Raw genomic sequence first — 15,716 nt, forward strand, 5'->3', positions numbered from 1 at the left:
TTGTTTTTTGTTTTTTTTGTGGAAAGCAGGAGGGCGGGTTTTTCACCCCCCCGGGGGAGCCCCCGCCAACCCCCCCCATGGCGGGGGTGGGGGGTGGGGTCCCCCCCCCCCCCCCCCCCCGGGCCCGGACGAGCTCGGTGTCGATCTCCGGCGGCGGTGTGCGTTGCGCGGCAGCCATCAGCTGTTCGCGCAGGTCCTCGGGCTTCATGTCTCCAGCCTTTCCTCCGCGGCGTGATGTGCGGGTGGCCGCAACCGGGCGCCCAGCCGTGCCAGTGCGTCGCTCAGATGACGCTTGACCGTCCCCTCACCACAGCCGAGCCGCGCCGCGATGTCCGCGGTGGACATGTCCTCGTAGTAACGGAGCACCACGCACGCCCGCTGCCTCGGCGACAGTCCGCGCATGGCGTCCATGAGGTCGATCCGGTGCAGGACGTCCGTGCTGTGGTCGGCGACCGGCGCCGACGACACGAGCCGTGGAAGCGCGCGGACCCAACGGGCTCGGCGCCGGTGCAGGTCCAGGTAGCGGTTGAGCATCGTGCGGCGTACGTATGCCTCCGCCTCCCCCAGTTGCCACGCACGGCGGGGCCGGGAGAAGACCCGTACCAGTGCCTCCTGAACCAGGTCGGCGGCCTCCGCGCGATCGCCGCACAGCAGGAAGCCGTACCGGTTCAGCTCCGCGCCGCGCTCCTGCGCCAGCTCGGACAGCAGCCTCGACCATTCGGCCACGTTCCCTCCGATCCCCTCACCCGGTATCACGAACAACTCCCCCGCCCGGTTGGGGCCTTGCGACCGATGAGTGCGACCGGGCGGGGGAGTGGTTCGTGTTGTGGTCCGGCGCAGGAGCCGTACGCACGCGTGAGGGGCACCACGGGCTTCGGGTGCAGCTCCGTGGTGCCCCTCGCGGCGGTGCCGGGTTACTCAGGTGTCAGGCGATGTGGTCGTCCTGCAGTTCCGCCGTGTGGCGGTTGGTGAAGCGGTTGACCATGCGTTCGGCGTCGCGCTGGGGCATGGCGATGCCGAACGTCGCCTCCACGTCGCCGCGGAACTGGCCGGCGGTGGGGTAGCTGCCGTCGATGGACTGGCGGAAGACCTGGTAGAAGGCCTCCTCGTCGGGTTCCGGAGGGCCGCCGCCCTCGCCCAGTTCGCGGGTGCGGTTCGGGCCCACCGGGATGGGGAAGCTGCCGGTCTCCTCCGACGGATCGGGCTGCTGGAACTGCTCCGGGGGCTGCTCCTCGTACCAGTCCCCGTACTGTTCCTCGGGGACGTACTGGGGGTCCGGGGGCGGGTTGTAGGCGGGGTCGTAGCCGCCGTGGTAGTCGACCTCGCGCGGGGTCTGGAACCAGGGGCTCTCTTCGTCCGGGACGTTCTGCGGTTCCGCGGTGCGCTGGTGGGGGAGCAGGGGGCGCTGCTCGCCGGGAGGTGCCACCGCGCCCACCTGTGGCGCTCCGGCGGCGTGGCTGCCCGCAGCCACGCCGCCGCGCGCGGGCTGCGCGTTGCCCACCGGCTGCGCACCGGCCGCGGCGAGCTGGGGCTGCGGGGACGGCGGCAGCAGCGCCGGCTCGATGCCCGCCGCCGCCAGGCCGGCCGGGGCCGTCTCCGCCAGGGGGACGCCGTAGCGGGCCAGGCGCAGGGGCATCAGGGATTCCACCGGGGCCTTGCGGCGCCATGCCCGGCCGAAGCGGGCGTGCAGCCTCGCCTGGTAGACGAGACGTTCCTGCTCCAGCTTGATGACCTGGTCGTAGGAGCGCAGCTCCCACAGCTTCATGCGGCGCCACAGGAGGAAGGTCGGGACCGGGGAGAGGAGCCAGCGGGTGAGGCGGACGCCCTCCATGTGCTTGTCGGCCGTGATGTCGGCGATGCGGCCGATCGCGTGCCGGGCCGCCTCGACGGCGACCACGAACAGGATCGGGATCACCGCGTGCATGCCCACACCCAGCGGGTCCGGCCAGGCGGCGGCGCCGTTGAAGGCGATGGTCGCCGCCGTCAGGAGCCAGGCCGTCTGGCGCAGCAGCGGGAACGGGATGCGGATCCAGGTCAGCAGCAGGTCGAGGGCGAGCAGGACACAGATGCCCGCGTCGATACCGACCGGGAAGACGTAGGAGAAGTTCCCGAAGCCCTTTTTGATGGCCAGCTCACGGACGGCCGCGTACGAACCGGCGAAGCCGATGCCGGCGATGATCAACGCGCCGGAAACGACCACGCCGATGAGTATCCGGTGCATCCGAGTCAGCTGCATTGGCGCGGCCACTCGTACTCCCCTCCCCTTGCGTGTTGTTGCGCGCAACAGAGTGGCATACGCGTGCGACGAACGTGAGGCGGGTCAGTTCTTGGCGGTGGCCGACTTGGACGGAGATGCGCTGGAGGAGGAGGGCTTGGACGCCGGCTTGGAGGGCGAGGAAGAGGGCTTCGTGGAGGAACTGCCCTTGGAACCTTCACCGTTGGCGACCGAGACCGCCGCGATCGCCTCCTTGACGGCCTTCTCCGCCGCCTTGGTCAGCTCGCTCGCGTCCGGCGTCTTCTCGCCCGCGAGACCGGCGCCGTTGTAGTCGAGCGTGATGACCACGTTCTCGACCCGGGCGACCACCGTCTGCTGCTTGAAGGCGCCCTCCTTCTTCTGCAGGTCGTAGCGCACCACCGTCGCCTCGGTGCCCGTCCCCGCGACCGGCTCCGACTTGGCGTTCTTCGCGCCGGAGACGCTCCGCGCGTCGCTGACCTGCTGGGCGAAGTACGTGTGCGCCTGGTCGTTGCCCGAGCCGCGGCTCGCGTCCGAGTCGAAGCGCAGCAGGGAGACGTTGAGCCAGCGGAACTGGGAGCCCTTGGTGCCGTTGTTGTCCAGGCTGCTCCAGGAGCAGGAGGAGCGGGTGGCGGTGTCGTCGGAGGTGCCCTCCTTGCCCGACTTTGCGCCCTTCGGTACCAGATTGCCCAGCGTGTCCTTCGACAGCACCGCGCACGGCTCGGGAAGCTTCTTGTACGCGGCCGCCTGCACGGTCGGGGAGGCGCTCGCGGAGGGCTGCTGCGTGGAGCCGCTGCTCGCGGTCTGCCGGGCGTCGGCGCCGCTCTTGTCCTTGGAGTCGCCGCTGTCCGAGGAGCAGGCGGCGGTGATCAGGACCGCGGGAACGGCTGCCACGCAGACAAGGGCGCGGCGCAGGCGCTTGGCTCGCTGGTCTCGGGCACGGTCGTCTCGCTGGGCTGCTCGCTGCATGGTTCCTTCACTCGTGACGCTCGGTGGTCGTGCGGGTTCCTGCGGGGCCACCGTACGCGGTGAAGGTGCTGTGCGGTTTCCGTTCGCGCGCTTTGCCGCCGGCGGCGCGAGGGACCTCGGCGGGGGTCAGCTGTTGAGGGCGTCGGCCAGTTGGGAGGCCAGATCACGGGCCCTGTCCTGCATTTCCTTGCTGTCCGGGACCGTTCCGGTGGCCGTCGGCTGCTCCTCGTACTCGATGGTGACGACGACGTTGGACGTGCGGAACACCACAGTCACCGTCCGCGGTTCGGCGGTCGAGCCGGAGCTGCCCAGCTGGTCGTCCAGATAGGCCTCGTCGCCGAGATCGGACAGCACGCGGGGCTGGAGATCGGTCGGAGTGGCGTCCGGGGAGGTCTCCATGCCGGAGGGGGACGCGTCGTCGCTCGCGGTGGCCGTGGGGGTGGGTGTGACCGTGGCCGAGCCGGCGGAGGCAGAGGGGGCGGAGGAGGCAGGGGTGGCGGGGGTGGCGGAGCTCGGCTCGGGCAGGTCGGCGGCCGTCTCCTTCTCCAGGAACAGCTTCTGCGCCTGGTCGTCGTCGCTGACCGCGTTGTCGTACGACACCACGCGCTCGAAGTCGACCGCGAGACGGTCGGTGGCGTCGGCGGACTCCACCTTCCAGTGGCAGCCGACCTTGCGGTCGGTGTTGTAGGTGAGCGTGGCGTCGCCCTGGTACGCCCTGTCCCGCTGCTCCGGGTCGGTGAGCTGCTTGATGCCGGGCAGCAGCGAGTCGAGGGTGTCGTGGTCGATCACGCCGCACGGCTCGGGGAGGGTGCGGTACTTGCCGGGCTGGGCCGCGACGGTCGCCGTACCGGCGTCGCCGGGGTTGGCGTTGTCCGTCGGGCTGTCGCCGCCGGAGCCGCTCGTGCAGCCGGCCAGCAGTGCCGCGAGGAGGGCGGCGGTGCCGGTTACGTACGCCTTCCGCTGCACGGACGGTCTCCTCTCGACGGTGTGTACTCGCTCGGTGGTCCAGTGTCCCCGCTGGTTAATGGCTTGCCGCCGCGGGGCGCTCCCTGGACACAATGTGTATCGCACGCACTGCCGTGGACGCCGGTCCTCTGTCCCTTTTCGTAGACCTTGGCGCCGCTTTTGCGTTTTGATGCTTTTAAGCCATTTGTTGGGTTGCCGGGGGAATTGAGGAACGTCATGTCGTACGTGGAGATGCCGGGCGCGAAGGTACCGATCCGGATGTGGACGGACCCCGCGACGGTGGAGGACGTGGCCCTGCGCCAGCTCCAGAACGTCGCCACCCTGCCCTGGATCAAGGGCCTGGCCGTGATGCCGGACGTGCACTTCGGAAAGGGTGCGACGGTCGGGTCGGTCATCGCCATGCAGGGCGCGGTGTGCCCTGCCGCGGTGGGTGTGGACATCGGCTGCGGGATGTCGGCGGTGAAGACGTCGCTGACCGCCAACGACCTGCCGGGGGATCTGTCGCGGCTGCGGTCGAAGATCGAGCAGGCGATCCCGGTCGGTCGCGGGATGCACGACGACCCCACGGACCCGGGGCAGTTCCACGGGCTGGCGACGGCCGGGTGGGACGACTTCTGGAAGCGCTTCGACGGCGTCGCCGAGGCGGTGCACTTCCGTGCGGAGCGGGCCACCAAGCAGATGGGCACCCTGGGTTCGGGCAACCACTTCATCGAGGTCTGCACGGACACCACCGGCGCCGTCTGGCTGATGCTGCACTCCGGATCCCGCAACATCGGCAAGGAACTCGCCGAGCACCACATCGGCGTGGCCCAGAAGCTCCCGCACAACCAGGGCCTGGTCGACCGCGACCTCGCCGTCTTCGTCGCGGACACCCCGCAGATGGCGGCCTACCGGCACGACCTGTTCTGGGCGCAGGAGTACGCCAAGTACAACCGCATGCTCATGATGGCGCTCCTGAAGGACGTGATCCGCAAGGAGTTCAAGAAGGCCAGGCCGACCTTCGAGCAGGAGATCTCCTGCCACCACAACTACGTGGCGGAGGAGCGGTACGAGGGCATGGACCTGCTGGTCACCCGCAAGGGCGCGATCCGGGCCGGCTCCGGCGACTACGGGATCATCCCCGGCTCGATGGGCACGGGCTCGTACATCGTCAAGGGCCTCGGTAACGAGAAGGCCTTCAACTCGGCCTCGCACGGCGCGGGTCGGCGGATGAGCCGCAACGCGGCCAAGCGGCGCTTCTCGACCAAGGACCTGGAGGACCAGACCCGGGGCGTGGAGTGCCGTAAGGACTCCGGTGTCGTGGACGAGATCCCGGGTGCCTACAAGTCCATCGACCAGGTCATCGACCAGCAGCGGGACCTGGTGGAGGTCGTGGCCAAGCTCAAGCAGGTCGTGTGCGTGAAGGGCTGAGGACGGCCGCCGTGCGTCACTTCGCGTGGCGCACGGCGTAGATCATCACGAACGCCACGAAGTGGATGCCGAAGAGGAAGTACGCCAGGAAGTACCAGACCTGCCGCTCGTTCTTCGTCTCCTGGGCCAGGCGGCGCCTCTCGAGCGAGTCCTCGTCCGCCATCACAGTTCCCGGTGCACCTTGGTGTTGGAGGCCTGGGCGCGGGGGCGCAGGACCAGCAGGTCCACATTGACGTGGCTGGGGCGGGTGACCGCCCAGGTGATCGTCTCGGCCACGTCGTCGGCGCTGAGGGGCTCGGCCACGCCCTGGTAGACCTTGGCCGCCTTCTCCGCGTCGCCGCCGAAGCGGGTCAGCGCGAACTCGTCCGTCTTGACCATGCCGGGGGCGATCTCGATCACCCGGACCGGCATGCCGACGATCTCCAGGCGCAGGGTCTCGGCGAGGACGTGCGCGCCGTGCTTGGCGGCCACGTAGCCACCGCCGCCCTCGTAGGTGCCGTGGCCCGCCGTGGACGACACCACGACCACCACGCCGTCGCCGCTCGCCTCCAGCTTGGGGAGCAGGGCCTGCGTGAGGTTCAGGGTGCCGAGGACGTTCGTCTCGTACATCGAGCGCCAGTCGGCCGGGTCGCCGGTGGCCACCGGGTCCGCGCCCAGCGCCCCGCCGGCGTTGTTGACCAGCACACCGATCGTCTGGAAGGCCGTGGCGAACTCGTCGACCGCGGCGCGGTCCGTCACGTCCAGCTGGTACGCCGTCGCCGAGTGGCCGGCCGCGTTGATCTCCTTCGCCAGCGCCTCGATGCGGTCCACGCGGCGGGCCGTGAGGACGACGCGGTACCCGGCCTCGGCGAGCTGCCGGGCCGTCGCGGCGCCGATGCCGCTGCTCGCACCCGTGACGACGGCGATGCGGGAGGCTGCGGACGGGGCGGGGGCCATGGGCTGCTCCTGGAAGAGAGAAGGGTCGGCGCTCCGTCCAGCCTAGGCGAGGCTCAGGCGCCGCCTCTCGGGGCCCACATGATCACGGCCATGCCGGCGAGGCAGATGAGGGCACCGGTGATGTCCCAGCGGTCGGGCCGGAAGCCGTCGGCGACCATGCCCCACAGGATCGAGCCGGCCACGAAGATCCCGCCGTACGCGGCCAGGATGCGGCCGAAATGCGCGTCCGGCTGGAAGGTGGCGACGAATCCGTAGGCTCCCAGCGCGAGGACCCCGCCGGTCATCCACAGCCAGCCGCGGTGCTCGCGCACGCCCTGCCAGACCAGCCAGGCGCCGCCGATCTCGAACAGCGCGGCGACGACGAAGAGGGCGGCTGAGCGGAGGATCGACATGCGGGCAGCTTTGCACGCGGGTGCGGTGTCACCTGTTGGAGGGCGCCTGTCGGCCCGCTCGCGTGGCATACATCCGTACGGCATGCGGGACCAGGTCGGAGGCGAGGTGGCATGCGGATGAGGGCATGGGTGCTGGGTGTGTGCGGTGCCGTGATGGTGGCCGCGGGTGCGGCCGGGCCGGCCGGGGCCGCGACCGGGCCCGAGGCCGATCTGTCCTTCCACGGGAGCGCCGTCATGAACGGGGACCAGGTGGAGGTCCGGGTCAGTCCGCACAACGACGGGCCCTCGGCCGTGTCGGGCGCGAGTGTGCAGCTGCGCTGGTCGGTGCCGCTCGCCGATCGGCAGCTGCTGCCGGCCGGGTGCGCGCGCACGGACGAGCGGACGCTGGTGTGCGACACCGGGGCGCTGGACGAGGACGGGACCGCGGAGGAGATCACGGTCGCCGTGCGGCTCGCGCAGGCCCCGTCGGAGTTCACGCTGGAGGTGGACACCGCCTGGAACGGCGGTGCGGTCGACCGGGACCGCTCGAACGACCGGCTGAAGGTCCTCGTCCTCGACACCGGGGACGCGTACGCCTTCTGAGGTGCCCGGATTCCGAGGTGTCCGGACCGTCGTACGATCTCTGCACCACGCAGACGAAGGGGAGTGCGGCATGGCCGGGAACGGGACCGGGCGGTCCGGGCTGCTGGCGGAGCTGTCCGTGGTGTCCCGGCGGTACATGGCGTCGTACGCCCTGTTCAACCAGGCCGTCGCCGACCGGATCGGGCTGCACCCCACCGACCTGCAGTGCCTGAACCTGCTCACGCTGGAGGCGGAGCCGGTCACCACGGGCCGGGTCGCGGAGCTGACGGGGCTGACGACCGGGTCGGCGACCCGGCTGGTGGACCGGCTGGAGCGGGCGGGGTACGTCGTACGGCAGCGGGACGAAGCGGACCGGCGTCGGGTGCTGGTGGCGACCGTGCCGGAGAAGATCGCCGAGTTCGGGCGGATGTGGGACTCGCTGGCCGGTGACTGGTCGCGGACCTTCGACGAACTGGACGACACCGAGCTGGCCGTGATCGTCCGGCACATGGAGCGGACGGTGGAGTTCAGCGGGGAGCAGATCGCCCGGCTGCGGGAGGGGCGCGGCTAGGCGGTGGTGTCCTTCGGCCGGTGTGCCGCCCGGGCCACGAGGAGGAGCAGGAGGCCGCAGGCGGCGACTGTGATCCAGCCGGGCCGGGACGCGCGGGCGAGCCCGGCGGCGCTGGTGCCCGCGGCCAGGCCGCCGGCGATCGCGATGCCGATGGCCGAGCCGAGCTGGCGTGCGGTGGAGGTGATGGCCCCGGCCACCCCGGCCCGGGCGGGAGGCAGCCCGCTCACCGCGGTGTTGGTGATCGGGGCGTTGGCGAAGCCGAATCCGGCGCCGATGAGCGCGTAGGCCGCGAGGAGCAGCGGCAGGCCCGTGTGCGGGTCGAGCCCGAGCAGGCCGAGACCGCCCGCGGTGATGAGGCCACCGGCCAGGAGGAGCGGCAGCCGGGGTCCGGTACGGCCGACCAGGCGCCCGGACAGGGGTGCGCAGACGGTTGCCCCGAGGGCCATGGGCAGGGTCGCGGTACCGGCGGCCAAGGGGGTCCATCCCCGGGTGTGCTGCAGGTAGAGGGTGTTGAGCAGCAGGGTCACGTTCAGGGCGACGAAGACCGCCACGGCACCGAGGACGGCGCCGCCGAAGGCCGGCCGCCGGAAGAGCCGCAGGTCCATGAGGGGCTCGGGCCGGCGGCTCTCGACCCGCACGAAACCGGCTGTGGCCAGGGCCGCGACCGCGTACGCGGCCAGCGCCGCGGGCGAGGTCCAGCCGATGCGCGGCCCTTCGATGAGGACGGCGACGGTGACCCCGACGACCGCGGTCAGCAGGATCTGACCGGGGACGTCGAGCCGCCGCCCGCCGTTCGCAGCCCGGGACTCCGGCACGAACACCGCACTGAGGACGAGGGCGGCCACGACGACCGGCGCGTTGATCCAGAACACCGACCGCCAGCCGAACGCCGCGATGAGTGCGCCGCCGGTGACCGGACCCGCGGCCATGCTGAGGCCGAAGACCGACGCCCAGACGCCGATCGCCTGCGCGCGCTCCCTCGGGTCCGGCATGGCGTTCACCACGATGGCCAGCGCCACGGGGCTCAGCATCGAGGCGCCCACTCCCTGCAGCGCACGGGCCCCGACGAGCACACCCGCCGACGGTGCGAGCGCGCACAGCAGCGAGGCGGCGCCGAAGACGGCCAGCCCCGACCGGAACACCCGGCGGCGGCCCAGCCGGTCCGCCAGCGCGCCGGAGGAGATCAGGAGACTGGCCAGGACGAGCGTGTACGCGTCCACGGTCCATTCGAGGCTCCGTGTCCCGATGCCCAGACCGTCGCCCATGGCGGGCAGGGCCACGTTGACGATGGTGGTGTCGAGACCCACCAGGAACATGCTCAGACAGCAGACGGCCAGCACCGTCCAGCGTCTGCGTGCGCTGAGAAGGGGCGGCTGGACAGGGTGCGGCGCGGCGATTGCGGTCACGGCCTACCTCGCGGTTCGGGGAGCGTCTGTCCGGCCATGCTGTGGCCGGACACCGGCCGCGCCCCAGCCCTTTTGCCGAGGCGGCAAAAGGGCCGTCCGCCGACTAGGCGGGGTTCTCCGTGTCGTAGCGCTCGCGGGCTTCCTGGACCTCCTCGAAGTGGGTCTCCGCCCAGGTCTTCACCGCGGTCAGCAGGCCGGAGAGGCTGCGGCCGAGCGGGGTGAGCTCGTAGTCGACCCGGACCGGGACGGACGGGGTGACCGTGCGGGAGACGATGCCGTCGCGCTCCAGGGTGCGCAGGGTCTGGGTGAGCATCTTGGGGCTGACGCCGGCGACCTTGCGGCCGATGTCGCTGTAGCGCATGGGGCCGGGGGCCAGGGCGGCGACGACGAGACCCACCCATTTGTCGCTGAGCCTGCCGAGGAGGTTGTTGGTGGGGCAGGCCGCCAGGAAGGCGTCGTAGTCGATACGGGCCTGCTCGCGCCGCTGGGCTGCGCTCAAGGTCGCCATGGCTCTCCTCCGGGTCCCCTACGCACTCTCAGGTAACTACTTACCGATGGATAGTACCTCTCCTATGGTTGGTGCTGCGGCCGGGAAATGGCCGCGAAGTACAGCAAATGCCTTGAAATCGGGGAGAGTTGACATGCGTGCTGCTGTGGTGAAGACGTTCGGCGGTCCGGAGGCCGTGGAGATCGTGGACGTGGCGGTGCCCGAACCGGGGGCGCGGCAGGTGCGGATCAAGGTGGCGGCCGGCGCGGTGAACCCCGTCGACCTGGCCCTGCGGGCCGGTCTCTTCGGCGGCTCGGGCGAGCCCCTGGGACTCGGCTGGGACGTGGCCGGGACGGTGGACGCGGTGGGCGAGGGCGCGGCCTGGCAGGTCGGCGACCGGGTGGTGGCCCTCGCGGCGGGCGTGACCGCCCCGCTGGGCACGCACGCCGAGTACGTCGTCGTACCGGCGGACGCGGTGGCCGAGGCCCCGGCCACGGTCGACGCGGTGCACGCCGGCACCCTGCCGCTGAACGCGCTGACCGCGATCCAGGCTCTCGACCTGATGGAGCTGGCGCCGGGTGCGTCGCTGCTGGTGACCGGTGCGGCGGGCGCGATGGGCGGGTTCGCCGTGCAGCTGGCCGCGCACCGCGGGATCAAGGTGACCGGGCAGGCCCGGGCTGCCGACGAGGAGCTGGTGCGGTCCCTCGGTGCCGCGGACTTCGCGACCCAGGGGGTCGCCCCGGCGAGCGTGGACGCGGTGCTGGACGCGGCGATGCTCGGCGAGCCGGCGCTGGAGTCGGTGCGTGACGGAGGTGTCTTCGTCAGCGCCCGGCCCGGCGGACAGCCCGACTCGGTCCGCGGGGTGCGGACCACGGCCGTGATGGTGAGCGCCGACGGGGCCCGGCTGGCGGAGCTGGCCCGGCTCGTGGACGAGGGGGTGCTGAGCCTGCGGGTGGCCGGGACGTACGGCCTGGACGAGGCCGCGAAGGCGCACGCCCGGCTGGCCGAGGGCGGGGTGCGGGGCCGCCTGGTGCTGGTGCCGTAGTGCGAGCGGGGGTGTGCCCCCTAGGGTGCGGACATGAAGATCATGGAGCTGGAGCCGGGGGACCCGCGGCTCGGGACCGAGGTGCTGCCCGTGCTGCGGGAGCTGCGTCCGCATCTGACCGAGGAGCTGTTCGCCCGGGTGTACGCGGAGGGGAGCGCGCAGGGGCTGCGCTTCTCCGCCGCCTATGACGACGACGGGGCCTGCGTGGGGGTGGCCGGCTGGCGGGTGCTGGTCAACACCGTCTCACTGCGTCAGCTGTACGTCGACGACCTGGTGACCGCCTCGGCCGCCCGGTCCGGCGGGGTCGGCCGCGCGCTCCTCGCGCACCTGGAGGAGCGCGGCCGGGCGCTCGGCTGTCAGGAGCTGAACCTCGACTCGGGCACCCAGCGCACCGACGCCCACCGCTTCTACCTGCGCGAACGGATGGAGATCGGGGCCTTCCACTTCGTGAAGCCGCTGTAGGGGGGCGCGGGGAATAGCTCGGGCCGGGCCACCGTTCCAGGGATATAGTTGAACCGTCAACAACCTGGAGGGTGAGCGACCATGCAGTTCGGGATCTTCACGGTCGGCGACGTCACGCCGGACCCCACCACGGGGCGTACGCCGACCGAGCGCGAGCGGATCAAGGCCATGGTCGCCATCGCGCTCAAGGCCGAGGAGGTCGGCCTCGACGTCTTCGCCACCGGCGAGCACCACAACCCGCCGTTCGTCCCGTCGTCCCCGACGACGATGCTCGGCCACATAGCGGCGCGGACGGAGAACCTGATCCTCTCCACCTCCACCACGCTGATCACCACCAACGACCCGGTGAAGATCGCCGAGGACTACGCGATGCTCCAGCACCTGGCCGACGGGCGCGTCGACCTGATGATGGGCCGCGGCAACACCGGCCCGGTCTATCCGTGGTTCGGCCAGGACATCCGTGAGGGCATCAACCTCGCCATCGAGAACTACGCCCTGCTGCGCCGGCTGTGGCGCGAGGACGTCGTCGACTGGGAGGGCAAGTTCCGCACGCCGCTGCAGGGCTTCACGTCCACGCCGCGGCCGCTGGACGACGTGCCGCCGTTCGTCTGGCACGGCTCGATCCGCTCCCCGGAGATCGCCGAGCAGGCCGCGTTCTACGGCGACGGCTTCTTCCACAACCACATCTTCTGGCCCGCCGACCACACCAAGCGGATGGTCGAGTTCTACCGGAAGCGGTTCGCCCACTACGGGCACGGCACCCCGGAGCAGGCGATCGTCGGGCTGGGCGGTCAGGTCTTCATGCGCCGCAACTCGCAGGACGCGGTGCGTGAGTTCCGGCCTTACTTCGACAACGCGCCGGTGTACGGGCACGGGCCGTCGCTGGAGGAGTTCACCGACCAGACCCCGCTCACGGTGGGCTCCCCGCAGCAGGTGATCGAGAAGACGCTGGGCTTCCGCGAGTACGCCGGCGACTACCAGCGCCAGCTGTTCCTGATGGACCACGCGGGCCTGCCGCTGAAGACCGTGCTCGAACAGCTCGACATGCTGGGCGAGGAGGTCGTACCGGTGCTGCGCAAGGAGTTCGCGAACGGGCGCCCGGCGAACGTGCCGGAGGCTCCCACGCACGCTTCCCTGCTGGCCGCCGCCACCGACTCCGCCGCCTCTTCCGCATCCGAAGGAGTGACCGCCGAATGAAGCTCGTCGTCGTCTCGGCGGGGCTGAGCGTCCCGTCCTCCACCCGGCTGCTGGGCGACCGGCTGGCCGCCGCCGTGGACCGTCGCACGCCCGTCGACATCCAGGTGATCGAGCTGCGCGACCTCGCGGTCGAGATCGCGCACAACTTCACCAACGGCTTCGCCGGCCGCGCCCTGGCCGCCGCTCAGGAAGCGGTGACCGGGGCGGACGGGCTGATCGTGGTCACGCCCGTGTTCAGCGCGTCGTACAGCGGACTGTTCAAGTCGTTCTTCGACGTGCTGGACAAGGACGCCCTGGCGGGCAAGCCGGTGCTGATCGCGGCGACCGGCGGTACCGCCCGCCACTCCCTGGTGCTGGAGCACGCGCTCCGTCCGCTGTTCGCCTACCTCCGGGCCGTGGTCGTACCCACCGCCGTGTACGCCGCCTCGGAGGACTGGGGTGCGGAGGGCCTGCCCGAGCGGACCGAGCGGGCGGCGGGGGAGCTGGCGGCCCTGATGCAGGGGCTGTCGGCGGCCCGGCCTGCCGAGGACGGCCTCCCGGCCGAGGACGACCTCGCGGTCGTGCCGTTCGAGGAGCAGCTGGCCCGGCTCGGGGCGTGACGGTGAAAAGACGGTAGGCCTCCGCTCCGGGTTGCTCCTGTGACGGTGAGAGACGGGTAAAAAGGGTGATCGTAGACCCGCTCGTCCCGGCCGAACCGGCGGAGGCCTTGGCAGACTGGGGACGTGCCCCAGAATGTGCTGCTCGCCGAAGACGACCGTGCCATCCGTCATGCCCTGGAGCGGGCCCTGACCCTGGAGGGGTACGAGGTGACGGCGGTGGCCGACGGCGTGGAAGCGCTGGCACAGGCCCACCGGACCCCGCCGGACGTCCTCGTGCTGGACGTGATGATGCCGGGCATCGACGGGCTCCAGGTCTGCCGGGTGCTGCGGGCCGAGGGCGACCGCACCCCGATCCTCATGCTCACCGCCCTGGTGGAGACCGCCGACCGCATCGCGGGCCTGGACGCCGGCGCCGACGACTACGTGGTCAAGCCGTTCGACGTGGAAGAGGTCTTCGCACGGCTGCGGGCCCTGCTGCGCCGCACCAGCCCGGTACCCGCGGGCGCCGGCGGCGCCACGGGCACCGGCGGTGACGGCGGGCGGGACGTCCAGGTCTCCGACCGGCAGGTGGAGGCCGCCGGGATCCGGATGGACCTCCAGGCCCGGCGGGCCTGGCGCGGCCGGCGTGAGCTGGAGCTGACCCGCACCGAGTTCGAGCTGCTGGAGCTGCTGGTCCGCAACGCGGGCATCGTCCTCGACCACTCCACGATCTACGACCGCATCTGGGGCTACGACTTCGGTCCCGGCTCGAAGAACCTCGCCGTGTACGTGGGCTACCTGCGCCGCAAGCTGGACGAGCCCGGTGCTCCCCAGCTGATCCACACCGTCCGGGGCGTGGGTTACGTGCTGCGGGAGGACTAGTGGGCCGCCGCTGGCGGCTGCCGGCCGGGCCCCGGCCGAGGCTCGTGTCTCTGCGTACCACCTTCGCGGTGTCCTTCGCGGCCGTCACCGCCGCCGTGACCATCCTCGTCGGCATCCTGTCGTACGGCTCCGCCGCGCGCCTGGTCCGGGTCGACCAGCAGTCGGTGTTCACCCAGGTCGTCCAGGACGTGCAGGACGAGGTGCGGCAGCACGAGATGGTCCCCGAGGACTTCTCCTCCTCCCGCCCCGGCCATGATCTGGTCCGGCCGGCCCGGACCGACGTACAGGTGCTCGGCGCGCAGGGGCAGATCGTCGACCACGGCAGTCCGGTGCTGCCCGTCACCGTCCGGGACAAGGGCGTGGCCACCGCGCAGGGGGCCGGCAAGGTGGTCCAGCACAAGGACGTCCGGGTCGGCGAGGACCTGTTCCGCATCGCCACCGTCTCCCTCGGGGACGGGAAGGGCGCGGTGCAGGTCGCGCAGGAGTTCAGCGACACCGAGGACCTGCTGCGGGCGCTGCAGCAGCGGACGCTGATCCTGATGGCGGCGGTCGTGGTCGCCGCGGGGCTGTTCGGCTGGTGGCTGGCCCGCCGGATCACCATGCGGCTGGTGATACTCACCTCCGCCGCCGAGGACGTGGCGCGCACCCGCCAGCTCGGCATCGAGGTGCCCGTCGCGGGCCTGGACGAGGTGGGCCGGCTCGGCCGTGCCTTCGACCGGATGCTCGGCCGGCTCGCCCAGTCGGAGGAGGACCAGCGCAGGCTGGTCCAGGACGCCGGGCACGAGCTGCGGACACCGCTGACCTCGCTGCGTACGAACATCTCGCTGCTGCGCAGGATCGACGAGCTTCCCCCGGCGACCCGGGAGGAACTCGTCGCCGACCTCACCCAGGAGGCCCGGGAGCTGACCGACCTGGTCAACGAGCTGGTCGACCTCGCGGCCGGGCAGTCCGACTCGGAGCCGCCGCAGCGGGTGGACCTCGCCGACATCGCCGAGGACGTGATGGGGCTGGCCAAGCGGCGCACCGGCCGGGAGATCGTGCTGCGCACCAGCGGCGACACGCGTACCGACGGGCGGCCCGGGATGCTGCAGCGGGCCCTGTCCAACCTGGTCGAGAACGCGGCGAAGTTCGACCGCGACGGCAAGGCGCCCATCGAGATCGGCATCACCGGGCCCGCGCGGCTCGGGACCGTCCGGGTCGAGGTCCTCGACCGGGGTCCCGGTATCGCCGAGGGCGACCTGATCCGTATCTTCGACCGCTTCTACCGTGCTGCCGACGCGCGGTCCCTGCCGGGGTCGGGGCTCGGCCTGTCCATCGTCCGCGAGGTCGCCATGGCGCATGGCGGCGCGCCCTTCGCCTTCCGGCGGGAAGGGGGCGGGGCGGTCATCGGGTTCACGGTGGGCGGGGGGATCGTGGGGAGCGGGGGGCACTGAGGGCATCCGGGGCGGGACGCCTCGGCTTCGCCTTCGGCGGGGTTCCGGTTCCCACCCGCACCACCCGTGCAGCTTTCGTCGCCGGCTGCGGGTGGCCCCTGTGGGGCGGGTTCGTCGTCGGCGGGTGCGGGCTCCCTGCCGGGTGGGCTCGCGGGTGGCTGGCGCGGGGGCGGGTGGGGTGTGCGGCT

Annotated in this window: 18 protein-coding genes; 9 read left to right on the forward strand and 9 right to left on the reverse strand. The window is 71.6% G+C overall.

What is annotated here, in order from left to right; translation table 11 throughout:
- Window positions 1-204: 204 nt before the first annotated feature.
- From AC07DS_RS23870 to AC07DS_RS23885, 4 genes are all read right to left on the reverse strand, one after another.
- The gene (locus AC07DS_RS23870; RefSeq protein WP_479148309.1) at window positions 205-726 is read right to left on the reverse strand and encodes a sigma-70 family RNA polymerase sigma factor; all 522 of its coding nucleotides are present in this window, start codon (window positions 724-726) and stop codon (window positions 205-207) included.
- Between the two features lie 199 nt (window positions 727-925).
- A complete protein-coding gene (locus tag AC07DS_RS23875) occupies window positions 926-2,221 on the reverse strand; it encodes a DUF2637 domain-containing protein (RefSeq protein WP_479148311.1) in 1,296 nt (431 codons plus the stop codon).
- A gap of 99 nt (window positions 2,222-2,320) precedes the next feature.
- Complete coding sequence (locus AC07DS_RS23880) at window positions 2,321-3,202, reverse strand: DUF3558 family protein (protein WP_479148313.1); 882 nt, start codon at window positions 3,200-3,202, stop codon at window positions 2,321-2,323.
- Between the two features lie 126 nt (window positions 3,203-3,328).
- On the reverse strand, window positions 3,329-4,168 hold the full coding sequence (locus AC07DS_RS23885) for a DUF3558 domain-containing protein (protein WP_479148315.1): 840 nt from the start codon (window positions 4,166-4,168) through the stop codon (window positions 3,329-3,331).
- A 216-nt stretch (window positions 4,169-4,384) separates the two neighbouring features.
- Between AC07DS_RS23885 and AC07DS_RS23890 the strand changes: the two genes are divergently transcribed.
- Window positions 4,385-5,578, forward strand: a complete 1,194-nt coding sequence (locus AC07DS_RS23890) for an RtcB family protein (RefSeq protein WP_479148317.1) — start codon at window positions 4,385-4,387, stop codon at window positions 5,576-5,578.
- A gap of 16 nt (window positions 5,579-5,594) precedes the next feature.
- Here the strand turns inward: AC07DS_RS23890 and AC07DS_RS23895 are convergent, their stop codons facing one another.
- From AC07DS_RS23895 to AC07DS_RS23905, 3 genes are read right to left on the reverse strand one after another with little or no spacing between them, the layout of a single operon-like run.
- Window positions 5,595-5,741 (reverse strand): hypothetical protein, encoded by a 147-nt coding sequence (locus AC07DS_RS23895; protein WP_479148319.1) that lies wholly within the window; start codon window positions 5,739-5,741, stop codon window positions 5,595-5,597.
- On the reverse strand, window positions 5,741-6,514 hold the full coding sequence (locus AC07DS_RS23900) for an SDR family NAD(P)-dependent oxidoreductase (RefSeq protein ID WP_145884910.1): 774 nt from the start codon (window positions 6,512-6,514) through the stop codon (window positions 5,741-5,743). Before AC07DS_RS23900 ends, AC07DS_RS23895 begins: the two co-directional genes overlap by 1 nt.
- A gap of 53 nt (window positions 6,515-6,567) precedes the next feature.
- Complete coding sequence (locus AC07DS_RS23905; RefSeq protein ID WP_468812494.1) at window positions 6,568-6,906, reverse strand: YnfA family protein; 339 nt, start codon at window positions 6,904-6,906, stop codon at window positions 6,568-6,570.
- Window positions 6,907-7,023: 117 nt separating this feature from the next.
- Between AC07DS_RS23905 and AC07DS_RS23910 the strand changes: the two genes are divergently transcribed.
- Together AC07DS_RS23910 and AC07DS_RS23915 are read left to right on the forward strand one after the other, a co-directional pair.
- Window positions 7,024-7,488 carry a hypothetical protein gene (locus AC07DS_RS23910; RefSeq protein ID WP_479148323.1) on the forward strand — a complete coding sequence of 155 codons (465 nt, stop codon included), beginning with the start codon at window positions 7,024-7,026 and terminating at the stop codon, window positions 7,486-7,488.
- Window positions 7,489-7,558: 70 nt separating this feature from the next.
- A complete protein-coding gene (locus AC07DS_RS23915; RefSeq protein WP_479148325.1) occupies window positions 7,559-8,038 on the forward strand; it encodes a MarR family winged helix-turn-helix transcriptional regulator in 480 nt (159 codons plus the stop codon).
- On the opposite strand, the gene AC07DS_RS23920 is transcribed toward AC07DS_RS23915, so the two are convergent.
- Window positions 8,035-9,444 (reverse strand): MFS transporter, encoded by a 1,410-nt coding sequence (locus AC07DS_RS23920; protein ID WP_479148327.1) that lies wholly within the window; start codon window positions 9,442-9,444, stop codon window positions 8,035-8,037. The genes AC07DS_RS23915 and AC07DS_RS23920 overlap by 4 nt on opposite strands.
- A 103-nt stretch (window positions 9,445-9,547) precedes the next feature.
- Window positions 9,548-9,952 (reverse strand): winged helix-turn-helix transcriptional regulator, encoded by a 405-nt coding sequence (locus AC07DS_RS23925; RefSeq protein ID WP_479148329.1) that lies wholly within the window; start codon window positions 9,950-9,952, stop codon window positions 9,548-9,550.
- A gap of 133 nt (window positions 9,953-10,085) precedes the next feature.
- Here AC07DS_RS23925 and AC07DS_RS23930 point away from each other — a divergent pair, with 133 nt between their 5' ends.
- From AC07DS_RS23930 to AC07DS_RS23955, 6 genes are all read left to right on the forward strand, one after another.
- The gene (locus tag AC07DS_RS23930) at window positions 10,086-10,976 is read left to right on the forward strand and encodes an NADP-dependent oxidoreductase (RefSeq protein ID WP_479148331.1); all 891 of its coding nucleotides are present in this window, start codon (window positions 10,086-10,088) and stop codon (window positions 10,974-10,976) included.
- 33 nt (window positions 10,977-11,009) lie between these two features.
- Window positions 11,010-11,438 (forward strand): GNAT family N-acetyltransferase, encoded by a 429-nt coding sequence (locus AC07DS_RS23935; RefSeq protein WP_336114005.1) that lies wholly within the window; start codon window positions 11,010-11,012, stop codon window positions 11,436-11,438.
- Between the two features lie 81 nt (window positions 11,439-11,519).
- Window positions 11,520-12,635: an LLM class flavin-dependent oxidoreductase gene (locus tag AC07DS_RS23940; protein ID WP_479148333.1), complete on the forward strand. Its 1,116-nt coding sequence runs from the start codon at window positions 11,520-11,522 to the stop codon at window positions 12,633-12,635.
- Entirely contained in the window at window positions 12,632-13,234 is a 603-nt protein-coding gene (locus tag AC07DS_RS23945; protein ID WP_479148335.1) for an FMN reductase, read from the forward strand. Before AC07DS_RS23940 ends, AC07DS_RS23945 begins: the two co-directional genes overlap by 4 nt.
- Window positions 13,235-13,357: 123 nt before the next feature.
- A complete protein-coding gene (locus tag AC07DS_RS23950; RefSeq protein ID WP_479148337.1) occupies window positions 13,358-14,095 on the forward strand; it encodes a response regulator transcription factor in 738 nt (245 codons plus the stop codon).
- Window positions 14,095-15,528, forward strand: coding sequence for a sensor histidine kinase (locus tag AC07DS_RS23955; protein ID WP_479148338.1), 1,434 nt, complete (start codon window positions 14,095-14,097; stop codon window positions 15,526-15,528). The genes AC07DS_RS23950 and AC07DS_RS23955 overlap by 1 nt, the downstream gene beginning before the upstream one ends.
- Window positions 15,529-15,716: the final 188 nt, after the last annotated feature.

Source organism: Streptomyces sp. NPDC044064, from assembly GCF_056434245.1.